The following is an 11,515-nucleotide window of genomic DNA, read 5'->3' as shown; positions in this document are numbered from 1 at the left end:
GTTAGTATAGATAGCAATAAAATAACCCTTGGAACAAGGGAGTTAGCTCGGCTGTCTTAGGACGAATTCGTTAGCTACCAAAAGTAACGACTAACCGAGAAGCCCCCACTTCAAACAGTCCGTTAGGACGTTAAGTGGCGGGTAGTTCACACTAGCCGAGATATTGTTTTAGTATTTCTAGCCCTATTTTCAACTCTTCTAATGAGTTTGTAGAGGATAGAGCGACTCGTAAATACTGATTAGGCATGGTTTGTGCTGTAATAAAGCGCTCGGAATGAAAAACCCGAATGCCGTGCCTCTCCAAATCTGTTTCTAATTGAAATGCATCATAATGATTTTGAATAGGTAGCCAACGGTAAAAACTAAAAGGATGCCCTACAGGCTTGTTGGAAGAAAAATATCCTGAATAAATTTCGTTTGCAGACTCTGCTAAAAATTTCTTCTGCTTAACAATTTCATGAGCTTTTCCTGATAACACTAGCTCTGTTATCACCTCTACGTCTAAAGAAGATGTTTTAACATTGACATTAAATATAGCCTTTAAAATATCCTTACGTAAGGCATCTCCGAATACCATATAAGCAACCCTTAATCCTGAACAAATGCACTTAGAAGTTCCACTAATATAAACACTTTGTTCTGGAAGTAAATTAAACATTGGTTGCTCATAATCAGAAATAACCCCTGCTGTCAAAAATGCATGAATATCATCCTCAATCAAAATTATTTGATGCTTTCGAATGATTGCTGCTAACTCTTTCTTTCGAAAATTTGCAATCATAATCGTAGTAGGATTAGAGCAAGAAGGCATTAAAAAAATACCATGAATATCTAATTGACTACATTGCTTATCGAGTTCACTTGGGAGCATTCCAAATTCATCCCCTTGAATGGGTACTAATTGAATATGTAGCATTTTTGCCAATTCGATAAAATTTGAATAGGTGTATACATCAGTTGCAATTCGGTTTCCAGGTTTAAACAACGCTGTCAATGTAATCGCTAAAGCATTTTGTGACCCCGAAACTATTGCTATATGGTCTTGATCCACATTAATGCCAAAAGACTTCATCCAATTGAGACCTGCCGTTTTTTGATGCGGAAGACCAGTTGGATCATTGTAATTTAATAGTTGCTCTAAATACTTTTTATCTACGACCTTTTGAATAGTCTCTGCGACAATACTATTAGTTTGCTCAAATGATGCTACTAATCCAAGATCAATGCAGTTTCTGATTTCCTCTGTAGAAATAGTAATGGAACGAGTTGCATTAGGAGCTACAAAAGTTCCACTCCCTGTGATTGCGTAAATTAGGCCTTTAACTTCACATAGTTTGTAAGCTCGGGTAATTGTTGTAAAGTTTAAATCTAAAAAATCCGCTAATTCTCGTTGTGGAGGCAATTTTGTTCCTGGAGCTAAAAAACCATTTACAATATCATGTTCAAGTAGTGCTGCAATAGAGGAATAAAACGGACGCTTTAATAGTTCCTTATTAGGTTTCCAAGACATAGAGTAATTTTCAAATGAATTTACTGGCATGCTTCACCTCTACGATTAAATTTTTATAGATAAACTCAGCATTATTTTAAAGTTAGAATAACACACTTCCGCTAAAGAAAATTGTAATCCATACAATTTTCTTATTCATTGTATGGATTTTATGTGTTAAATTTGTATGCAATAAAGCTCTTGATTAAGGATGTGAATAATATGAAAAATAGAAATCAAATAAGAATCGCATTCCGTGCAGCTTTTCCTTATACAATACCTATTTTTGCTGGTTTTGTATTTTTAGGAATTGCTTATGGAATCTACATGAACTCTCTGGGTTTCAGTGCAATATATCCAATTCTAATGAGTTTAATCATATTCGCAGGATCAATGGAATTTATTGCAGCTAATTTATTACTGGTTGCTTTTAATCCAATTCATGCACTTTTTCTTACTTTAATGGTGAATGCACGGCATTTATTTTATGGTATTTCTATGCTAGAGAAGTATAAAGGAATTGGAAAGAAAAAGTTTTATCTTATTTTTGGACTATGTGATGAATCTTTTTCTATTAATTCTACTGTTGATATTCCAAAAGATGTTGATAAGGGTTGGTTTATGTTCTTCGTGACACTGCTTAATCATTTGTATTGGGGTATAGGAGCAGCAATTGGTGGTATTTTTGGTTCCTTTGTACACTTCAATACAAAAGGACTAGATTTCGTTATGACAGCACTTTTCGTTGTGATTTTTGTTGAACAGTGGATGAGGGAGAAAAAGCATTATAGCGCTCTTGTAGGACTGGGATTATCGATATTTAGCCTAATTATTTTTGGTGGAAACAACTTCATAATTCCTGCAATGATTATGATTTTATTAGTACTTACTATCCTAAAAAAACCAATAGAGAACATAGAGGAGGTTTCCGTGTGACAATGAGTTTACTGCAACAAGTTATAACAGTTGGTATAGTGGTTTTAGGCACAATGATTACAAGGTTCCTTCCCTTCTTAGTGTTCCCATCAGATAAACCTACTCCGCAATATGTCCAGTATCTCGGTAAGGTACTACCTTCAGCTGTCATAAGTCTTTTGGTTATTTACTGTTTTAAGGATCTGAACTTATTATCCGGCAATCATGGTGCTCCAGAATTAATTTCAGTAGGAGTAGTAATAATCCTTCACATATGGAAGAGACAAATGCTTCTCTCCATAGCAGGTGGAACAATTATCTACATGCTGTTAATACAATTGTTTTTTAATTAAATTTAAAGTGACAAGTAATTGATCCTATCATCCTTCTATTTTAGAAATAGGATCATTATATTCAATAAACTAAAGAATAAGCAATGAATGCATTAGCATGCGCAATTCTTTTCGATAATACAGTGAGCTTCGAGAAAGATTACTATTAGACTAGTTACAACGCACCAGTGGGCTAAATCTAATTATCAATGTTGTCTCTACTTCTGTAATATTTTGTATTTAACTCCAGCTACAAAAAATATGAAGAAGGTTGGCAAATATCTTACCTCTTAGTTCAGAGCATATTAATTTTCCTAGATGAATACAATTTTATTGTTAGGAATTCTCCTTCGTTTTGTCCTTTAAGGGAATCAGAACCTTAGCTCTTTCCAAATTCTCTTAGCGTACGAAATTTGCGTTTTGATGGCCCTACCCTTTCGCTATCAAGCTAACAAGACAAAATACTCTCTAAAATGAAAAAGGCGTTATTCTTTCTGAGAAATCATAGGAAAGAATAACGTCTTTATATTAATATTGCAACCCGTATCTAAAACCGCAATAGCTATGTCTTTTCCTTTCTCCTTTTTCTCCCATACTAACGGAGAAAACTCATCTCTTAGCCTTAGGAACTACAGGGATAGCATAATCAATCAAAATCCACGAGGTTTCCGTACTTAGAAATCTCCCACTTAACGACCTTACAGCCTATAGAAATTGAAAGTAGTTTAATTCTCTAACATGGATTGCGGAACAACTTTTTTTCCCACTACTTTAAATTCAATTTCCCCTTTTTCTCCATATATTAGTTCTATAATTGGAATAGTTACCATTAATTTTCCCTTCTTTTTTCTTTCTGTCTCTAAATCAATTATTTTCATGTCACAATCCCCTTTATTTATTATAAACAAGGAGAAAGCACTCATTTGAGTGCTTTCTCCTTGTTTATAAATGGACCTTGTAGGACTCGAACCTACGACCGAACGGTTATGAGCCGTTTGCTCTAACCAGCTGAGCTAAAGGTCCAAAGCGTAAAATTTACTTCATAAGACGTTTTCATATATATCATTTTACCATATAATGTATCAATCCACTTTACTTTTTATTTAATATGCATATTTACATCGTGTTAATAATGTTTATATTCTGCAATCCTAACCCTTTGTAATTAGTACTATCTTTTAATACCTTTATAGAGGCCTGATTAACAGTAAAAAATTCATATATCAATCATATTAAAAATGATATAGTTACAACATTGAATTGTTTATATTTTCAAATGCTTTTATGCCATATTTCTTTATATCAGAAATTGCAACTAAATTATATGCCTGTTTCATTGTATTAAAGCAATTATCTATCTCTTCTTTTTCCATAATAGGTTTACCAGGATCATTATCTTCTAATTCTACATGCGTAACTTCCCATGGTAAGTCAAATAGAATCATTTTTTCTAAACTCTTCCCACTATAACAACCTAAAGTATTGATTACACAGTCTAATATTTCCTTTTCTATTTGAGTTAATTGATTTGTACTATCATAATTAACTTCAAGATTGTCGTACTGATATACTTTATATTTATTAAAAATAACTCGATATACCGGGCCATGACTTCCTACTTCACAATCATCTTCAAATAAATATGTCCCAGTAAACACCTTACAAAATCCTTGCGCATAGTATAACAGCTTTTGAAGAGCTAAAGGAGTAATATCATCATTTTTATATAGCAAATAGTTAGCAACTTCCTCGATTTTCGTAGTCTGCGTAGAAGGAATATCATCATTTTCCTGTAGCTTTGCGATTGCTTCTTTAGAGACTCTATATGCTTTTTGAGTAATTAAATCTTTATTTCTTTCCAAAATATCTAGCATAAAAGATTGATCTCTACCTAATCTTTTCAATATATCCGAGTACTGCTTCGTCGGAATATCTCCATTTACATACCTTGTTAGGGTAACCTCTCCCCAACCTAAAAGTAAAGACAATGGACGTTTTCCAATCTTATATTTTTCTAAAACCTCTCTTATTTCAGAAATAGTAACTAACTGTTCCTGTTGTCTATAGGCATGATCTAATTGTTCTAAATTATAATCATGAATGTTAGGAACAAATATTTCAGATTTACACTCCTCGCAATTTGCTTCTTTACCTACATAATGATATTGCTTCCCTCTAATGACTGTCACTTTTGAAACATCTTTAGTAGAATACTTTACCATATCTCGACAAAACTCACATAAAACCAACATAAAAATCCTCCCTCATTCTAAAACCATTAGTCACTTATCTTTACCTAAAAAGATAAGTGACTGGTTTATTCCTTTTATGAAAAGAAACAACAATCATGTATTTGTTCCTGTCCTTATTTTCAATTAGATTCATCTTAATATATATGTCTACCGACTTCTTTTGTCCCCAATTATCTAACTCATATTGTGGACAAAAGATATACAATTTTTCATGAGCAAAATTTGGATTTTTATTATCAACTGCATAACAAAAATCACGTACTCCTATATTAAGAAGAATCTCTTTCACTTTACTAGCGTTAATCTTATTAGCCTCTAAAAATTCATTATTCTCTTTCCTTTTTTCATTTCGAGAAACCGTAAATCGATTATTTTTAATTAATTTTTTAAACTCTAATATGTACTGCTCAATCTCTCCGATTGTAAAATTAGTGTGCTTTTTTGTCTCCCTATTTTGAAAGCTAATATGCATTAAAATTCTTTCCCCTTTCAAATCGTACCTCATATTTACTAGAATTACAATAAAAAACGTATCAATTGATACGTTTTTTTAAAAATTCACAGTAAAATTCTATTCATCCTTCTTATAATGAGTACATTTATGTCGTCTACAAAACTTCCATATAATTATTTTTGCTGCGATTCGTAAATCTATTATGTATCTATTTTACAACCACAGTTTCATATATCCGTGTATACATTTAACGTAAAAAAACTACATATCCCTCCAATTTCCCTGATAAACAAATCAATTACTCATATGTTTTCTCCCCCTATATAAATTTCCTATCTTAATCTGTTGTTTTATACAGAAATATATATTTATACCTGTTTAAACCCAAACAAAAAAGGCCTCCTCAAGTCGATTAATTGTGCATAGCAAAATAAGCTAATTACACTAATCGGCTCAAAGAAGCCCTTTCAAAATTAAAGTAAGAAAAAAACTTACTTCTACAACTCAACCACAACACATAAGGTGTGGGAATGAACGGAATCAAATAAACTAACAATATACCTATATATTACAAAATACATAGGTTTATATCAAGATATTTTAAAATATTTCCAAATGCTGATTTTCATTCTTTATTTTCTTCCAAATAAAAAAGCATATAAATACTTTATTCTTTCCAAAACTGTTCCAATAGAATGACAATCACGGTACCCACGAGCAATCCATTCCTTAAAACATATTGTAAGGAAGAAGGAATGCCACTAAATGCGCTTTCTGGAAGAAACATTATTCCTAAACTGATTAATAATGTAATTCCTAATATAGTTAATCGGCGTTGATTTAATTCTTCGCTTAAAATCGATTGAAATGAAATGCCTATTACTTGGACAAATGTTGCTAAAAGTGCAGCATTTGCAATAGGGCCTGGAAGCAAGGATATAAAGCTTACGATTGAGGGAACAAAAGAAATTCCTGCTAATATAAGACTTGCTATAAGAAATGACTTCACTTTTCTTTGTCCTGTTAATTGAATAAATCCTGCTGATGCAGGTAATGGTACAATACCAATTGTAGAAAACAACGACGAGATAATATGTGATATACCTCCGACCCATACACCACGGTTCAATGTTTGCTTTTCATTTTCTTTAGATAAGGGAGCTACTTGTTTTACAGCTGAAATAGCAGCAATTGTATTTGCAACTAAAAGAAATGTAAATAAAGTTGCAGTTAGGGTCATTCCAATATCCAATCTAGGTGTGCCCCAAGCAAATATCTCTGGTAACTTAACTAGCGTTGTATGTGTAGGCATATAAGATGATTTTCCTAAAAAAGCATACAAAAGCCAACCACATGAAATTCCAAGTAACACAGCGTACCTTTTCATCCATCCTGTCCCTTTAATTGATAAGAAAGTAATAAGGGCAAAAACAAAGAGCGCAATAGTAGCTGTTGGATAATCAGGATGAGTTGCAGATCCTTGTAATCCCATCATTCCTTTTAGTAACACACCACTAAGTTGAAGTGCTAAAATTAAAAGAAAAGTCCCTGTAACTAAAGGGGTAAATAAACGTAAGATTCGATAAACAAACCCTGTTATACCAAGCACGAAGAGTAATATACCTGCAATAATTAACCCACCTTCTAAAAGTTGCAACACGTCTTTTGCACTTTGTCCCTGATGCATAGCAACTTGTCCCAGTATGACAAATATACTTACCCATGAACCGGCTGGACCATCCGCTATGGGATAGCGATGCCCAAACCATGCTTGTATAAATGAACTTATTCCCACGACTAAAAAAGTTCGCTGCATTAATGTTGAAATATCTTCTACTGATAAATGGAATATGCCACCAATAATGATAGGCAATGCAATTGCATTTGCTAATAAAAAAACAAACCACTGTAGAATATTAAAGCTTGTATTAAAGTATTTTTTATTCATATTATTCTCCTTTACCGAAAAAGAATCTCATAGTAAAAATCCATCCTTTCTATACAGTTAAATTAAAAAGGATGGATTTTGTAACTCCATAAAATCATTTTAATTATATAGATAGATTTTTAATTAATTACCAAGTACGGAACGGTAAGAATTTCCCGTTAAGTGTAATAACGATACGAGGATCGCCACCTTTTGGATCTTCTTGTGTATCCACACCTAGATTGAAGTTGATTGCACTCATTACACCTTCTCCAGCTTTTTCTAATATTAATTCTCTAAGAGTTGGGGCGTATTGTAACATCATTTCATATAATCGATATAAGATTGGGTCTGTAGGAGGCATTTGCATTACTTGACCTCTAAGTGGAACTACTGTTAATGCCTGAACTACTTCTTCATCTAATTCTAATAGTTTACCGATTTTTTCTGCCTCCGGACCTGTCATTGTAGCCTGCCCTAATAATGCTGTTACAACCCAAGTCTCAGAGTTTTCACTTACTTTTGAAATTTCTTCCCATGTTAAACCTTTTGCGATTTTTGCTTCCATAATTTTTTGCGTAGCTTCTTGTCTATTCATATTTAATAACTTCCCTTCATTTAAGTAATGATTAATGTTTCATACCATTTAATGTTTTATATCCATCAACTACTACATCTAATTTACCTGTGTGAGGATCAATAACTAAACCATGTACAGGAACATCTTTTGGAATAAGTGGATGATTTCTTACTAAATCAACATTAGCTTGAGTCGAATCACAGATATCATCGAATCCAAATAGCCATTTTTCAAGGTCAACACCAGCATATTCAATTGCTGCTAAAATTTCTGGTGAAGCTACTCCACGATCTAATATTTTTTGAAGTGTTCCTTTGGGATTAGTTTGGCTTGCACCACATCTATGGTGTCCGATAAGAAAGATTTCATCTGCATTTAGATCATATACTGATGCTACAACACTTTGCATAACACTATCGAAAGGAGAAGCAATCTTACCACCTGCATTTCTGATAACTTTTGCATCTCCATCGTGTATATCTAAAGCTTTTGGAAGTAGCTCAATTAAACGAGCATCCATGCAAGAAACAACAACCATACGTTTCTTAGGCATTTTTGTTGCTTCACGGGGGGCGTATTTCTTATTTTCTACAAATTTTTCATTGAACGATAAAATATCTTGTAATAACATATTTGTAACCTCCTTTAAATCTAGATGTATTTTTTTGTTGCGTCCTCTGTGTTATAAGTAAATATAACTAATAAACAATGCGATGTAAGAGGATAAACTTAGTATAGTGAATTGTATCGATAAGCTGAATAAGTTGGCGAAACACTTTCTGCTTTTCTACTTTCACGATGAAAGGATTGGTTTATATTATTGATCAAACAGATTTTGAGATACTGAAATTATTAGGAGAAAACTCAAGAATACAATGGAAAGAACTAGGTCAAAAAATACATATGACTGGGCAGGCTGTAGGAAATCGAATTAGGAGATTAGAGGATTTAGGGATTATTGAACAATATACAATCGCTATAAACCGAATCAAACTAGGACAAACCGTGACTGCATTTGTTACTTTGTTTGTCACATCAGCTAATCATCAAGAATTTATGGATTTCTTTCAAAAAGAAGAAGAAATATCTGAAGTACATCGTGTAAGTGGTGAAGGATGTTATTTATTAAAAACACATTTTTCTTCTAATGAAGAATTGGATAACTTTCTAGGTCGACTATTAAAATATGGGAATTATCGTGTTAACCTATCAATAGGGAAGTTAAAATAAAGTCTTTTTTCTTCCGAGGGGATAAGTTATTTTCTAATCCTTATTTCTATAGAGATAATAAGAGCCTTACTACAATTTATGTGTAGTAAGGCTCTTTAAATACTTATTAAATGCTATCTAATTGGCAGGGACTACCACATTAAAGGTAACCCCTTTTCATAATTATTGACTTACTTTTGCTATCTCCTTTAAATATCTTTGCATATTTTGATTTACTGCATAGACATAACATCCATTTATTCCGCGAGATAATAATACATAATAAATACGTTTAATATAGGATGTTAACTCCTCATTATTTATATCTGTTCCCTTAATTGGAAGACCGTTTCGATCTTTATATTCTTTTGGATTCACTACAATCTTAGCCTTATTTAAATCATAGTCTCCATTTTCTTCACCTGCGTAATCACAATCAATTTCAGCTCCTAAAATCACTCCAACATAATTTAAATCCGCACCTTGTGTAGTATGTATACATCCTATTTCCTCTATACTATTCTCAAAGTTAATCCAACCTTTTACCTTTGAGTTCCATTTGAATGTCTCACCTGTAACGGGATCTTTTATATCATAGTGATTTTTATCCTTTTGTGTAATCCATTTCCAAGAATATCCTGCGACTACGCGACATAATTCATGTTTTTTATTTAATATTTTCATAGATTCATTCAATTCTGTAATAGAATCCATTACCTTAAAGTCATATCCCTGTAATAACCCTTCTTCATACACTCCAACATTATTTGCTATTTGTAAATATTTACGAAGCCATGCTAAATATTGATCTCCAGATTTTAAACGGAATTGTTTATGTAAAGGATGCCTCTTATAATTCGCTGTCAACTGCTGGAATACATCTGTATCTATATCTGCTGGTCGAATTGTTTGGTATGGATCATAAACCACAGTTAAGTGATACGCAAATGTTTCTATTAATTCCAACTCAGTTGTATAACCATTATCGGTGACTAAATGTTTTAAATCACGTGCTTGTTTACCAAAATATTGTTTTAGACGATGTGCTTCGTCCACAAAAACATATTTATATTTTGTGCCCCTACTTTTTGCCTGCTTAATAAATTGTGAAGGTGACAGTACTGTAATACTTTGTAGACCTAGTTTGTTCATCAAGCTCTTATATAAATTTAATGAGTGATTTTGTGGAACAACAAGTGCTATATCCTTATAATTCAATCCCTCTCTCGCTTTACCAGTTTCACTGTCATAAGCAAGCGCATATAAGATGTTTGTTAATACAATTGTTTTACCAGTACCCGGGTCCCCTGTAATCAAATGTCGACTATTTGATGTAGTAAGCATTGTATTAAAAATGTCTTTACAAACCTCAATTTGATTAGCCGATAACTCTTTAAACGGTGAATATTTATAAATAAATTTATTATGTATCTCACCTAAATTCTCACTTGCTACCCCTTCTTTAATTAACCCATTCCAAATTTCTTTAAACATACTTTGAACATCTTCAATGCCGTTATAAGAATGAATCTTTTGGCCCCTTACTTTATTCAGTAAGTTAAATTTATCATCTGCAGATAAATATTCAATTAACAATGTTTCAATATGCTTAATTGAACTTTCATTAAATAATTCACTTTTTATTACAATAACTTCATTGAATGTTTTAGCTTCATCACTTATATGTGCAACAAAACGCTCATATATATCTGTAGACTTACCTACATATAAATTCTTCTTATCCCGCTGAATATAGACTACTGGTATTCCATCTATTTTAGGATCTCTGATACAACCTTGCTCAAACTCTTTTCGCTTCTTTTTAATTATGTAAAATGAAGATAATTTTGCTGCAAATGATAGCATTTGAATAACTCCCTACTTTTTAATTTTAAGAATACTTAAGGATGTGTGGATTTCATACTTTTGAAATACAATCCGTACATCCAAATCATGATCTCAACCATCTGCTTTCTCATAACCATTTTAAAAAACTGTAAAACGATTTTCGCTTTACAGTTCGTTATATTTTTTATTACTCCCAAATGCTTTTTCTACAGGATATTTCTCTGCATTCTTTTCCAACTTAGCATGTACTACTTCTTCTAGATCGATATCTAATTTATCACTTAGCATAAGTAAATAGATCATTACATCGGCCATTTCTTCTTTTATTTCCTGCATTTTCGTCTCTGTTGCTTCTTCACTAGACTTCCATTGGAAAGTCTCAAGTAACTCTGATGCTTCTAAATTTAAGGAAATTGCTAGATCCTTCGCATTATGAAATTGCCCCCAATTTCTCTCATCTCGAAATTTTATTACTGCCTTTTGCAAATCTTCCATCACTATTAATCTCC

Annotated in this window: 12 protein-coding genes and 1 tRNA gene; 3 read left to right on the top strand and 10 right to left on the bottom strand. The window is 32.5% G+C overall.

Translation table 11 applies throughout. The annotated features are described in order from the left end of the window. Positions 1-151 precede the first annotated feature (151 nt). A complete protein-coding gene (locus EBQ15_RS26885) occupies positions 152-1,540 on the bottom strand; it encodes an aminotransferase-like domain-containing protein (RefSeq protein ID WP_001145016.1) in 1,389 nt (462 codons plus the stop codon). Positions 1,541-1,711: 171 nt separating this feature from the next. Between EBQ15_RS26885 and azlC the strand changes: the two genes are divergently transcribed. After that, positions 1,712-2,425, top strand: coding sequence for an azaleucine resistance protein AzlC (gene azlC / locus EBQ15_RS26880; RefSeq protein WP_000797394.1), 714 nt, complete (start codon positions 1,712-1,714; stop codon positions 2,423-2,425). Beyond that, positions 2,422-2,757 (top strand): branched-chain amino acid transporter permease, encoded by a 336-nt coding sequence (locus EBQ15_RS26875; protein ID WP_000178817.1) that lies wholly within the window; start codon positions 2,422-2,424, stop codon positions 2,755-2,757. Before azlC ends, EBQ15_RS26875 begins: the two co-directional genes overlap by 4 nt. Before the next feature lie 704 nt (positions 2,758-3,461). Here the strand turns inward: EBQ15_RS26875 and EBQ15_RS31325 are convergent. The 7 genes from EBQ15_RS31325 to EBQ15_RS26845 all read right to left on the bottom strand — a co-directional run bounded on the left by EBQ15_RS31325 (position 3,462) and on the right by EBQ15_RS26845 (position 8,580). Further along, positions 3,462-3,614 (bottom strand): hypothetical protein, encoded by a 153-nt coding sequence (locus tag EBQ15_RS31325; RefSeq protein ID WP_000691090.1) that lies wholly within the window; start codon positions 3,612-3,614, stop codon positions 3,462-3,464. Between the two features lie 71 nt (positions 3,615-3,685). Beyond that, positions 3,686-3,759: transfer RNA gene (locus tag EBQ15_RS26870), tRNA-Ile, on the bottom strand. 224 nt (positions 3,760-3,983) lie between these two features. Beyond that, a complete protein-coding gene (locus EBQ15_RS26865; protein ID WP_000960609.1) occupies positions 3,984-4,988 on the bottom strand; it encodes a type II toxin-antitoxin system antitoxin SocA domain-containing protein in 1,005 nt (334 codons plus the stop codon). A 40-nt stretch (positions 4,989-5,028) separates the two neighbouring features. Then, positions 5,029-5,460, bottom strand: coding sequence for a hypothetical protein (locus EBQ15_RS26860; protein ID WP_000548169.1), 432 nt, complete (start codon positions 5,458-5,460; stop codon positions 5,029-5,031). 649 nt (positions 5,461-6,109) lie between these two features. Next, complete coding sequence (locus EBQ15_RS26855) at positions 6,110-7,390, bottom strand: purine/pyrimidine permease (RefSeq protein ID WP_001037024.1); 1,281 nt, start codon at positions 7,388-7,390, stop codon at positions 6,110-6,112. A 127-nt stretch (positions 7,391-7,517) separates the two neighbouring features. After that, positions 7,518-7,967 (bottom strand): cyanase, encoded by a 450-nt coding sequence (cynS, locus tag EBQ15_RS26850; RefSeq protein WP_001081565.1) that lies wholly within the window; start codon positions 7,965-7,967, stop codon positions 7,518-7,520. Positions 7,968-7,998: 31 nt separating this feature from the next. Beyond that, a complete protein-coding gene (locus tag EBQ15_RS26845; RefSeq protein WP_000926479.1) occupies positions 7,999-8,580 on the bottom strand; it encodes a beta-class carbonic anhydrase in 582 nt (193 codons plus the stop codon). A gap of 167 nt (positions 8,581-8,747) precedes the next feature. On the opposite strand from EBQ15_RS26845, the gene EBQ15_RS26840 reads away from it, so the two are divergent. Beyond that, a complete protein-coding gene (locus EBQ15_RS26840; protein ID WP_000677474.1) occupies positions 8,748-9,179 on the top strand; it encodes an Lrp/AsnC family transcriptional regulator in 432 nt (143 codons plus the stop codon). A 162-nt stretch (positions 9,180-9,341) separates the two neighbouring features. On the opposite strand, the gene EBQ15_RS26835 is transcribed toward EBQ15_RS26840, so the two are convergent. Together EBQ15_RS26835 and EBQ15_RS26830 are read right to left on the bottom strand one after the other, a co-directional pair. Further along, complete coding sequence (locus EBQ15_RS26835; protein ID WP_000947891.1) at positions 9,342-11,024, bottom strand: DUF2075 domain-containing protein; 1,683 nt, start codon at positions 11,022-11,024, stop codon at positions 9,342-9,344. 147 nt (positions 11,025-11,171) lie between these two features. Continuing rightward, entirely contained in the window at positions 11,172-11,501 is a 330-nt protein-coding gene (locus EBQ15_RS26830; RefSeq protein ID WP_000389841.1) for a nucleotide pyrophosphohydrolase, read from the bottom strand. Positions 11,502-11,515: the final 14 nt, after the last annotated feature.

It is taken from the genome of Bacillus sp. 2D03, assembly GCF_003946765.1.
Taxonomy (GTDB): domain Bacteria; phylum Bacillota; class Bacilli; order Bacillales; family Bacillaceae_G; genus Bacillus_A; species Bacillus_A cereus.
The sequence above is the reverse complement of the archived record's forward strand: the minus strand, read 5'-3'. Positions and strand labels throughout refer to the sequence as shown.

Bases quoted from the DNA above. Each gene is read 5' to 3' on its own strand.
- EBQ15_RS26860 (WP_000548169.1), bottom strand. From the start codon at position 5,460: ATGCATATTAGCTTTCAAAATAGGGAGACAAAAAAGCACACTAATTTT.
- EBQ15_RS26855 (WP_001037024.1), bottom strand. From the start codon at position 7,390: ATGAATAAAAAATACTTTAATACAAGCTTTAATATTCTACAGTGGTTT.
- cynS (WP_001081565.1), bottom strand. From the start codon at position 7,967: ATGAATAGACAAGAAGCTACGCAAAAAATTATGGAAGCAAAAATCGCA.
- EBQ15_RS26835 (WP_000947891.1), bottom strand. From the start codon at position 11,024: ATGCTATCATTTGCAGCAAAATTATCTTCATTTTACATAATTAAAAAG.
- EBQ15_RS26885 (WP_001145016.1), bottom strand. From the start codon at position 1,540: ATGCCAGTAAATTCATTTGAAAATTACTCTATGTCTTGGAAACCTAAT.
- EBQ15_RS26830 (WP_000389841.1), bottom strand. From the start codon at position 11,501: ATGGAAGATTTGCAAAAGGCAGTAATAAAATTTCGAGATGAGAGAAAT.
- EBQ15_RS26845 (WP_000926479.1), bottom strand. From the start codon at position 8,580: ATGTTATTACAAGATATTTTATCGTTCAATGAAAAATTTGTAGAAAAT.
- EBQ15_RS31325 (WP_000691090.1), bottom strand. From the start codon at position 3,614: ATGAAAATAATTGATTTAGAGACAGAAAGAAAAAAGAAGGGAAAATTA.
- EBQ15_RS26840 (WP_000677474.1), top strand. From the start codon at position 8,748: ATGAAAGGATTGGTTTATATTATTGATCAAACAGATTTTGAGATACTG.
- EBQ15_RS26865 (WP_000960609.1), bottom strand. From the start codon at position 4,988: ATGTTGGTTTTATGTGAGTTTTGTCGAGATATGGTAAAGTATTCTACT.
- azlC (WP_000797394.1), top strand. From the start codon at position 1,712: ATGAAAAATAGAAATCAAATAAGAATCGCATTCCGTGCAGCTTTTCCT.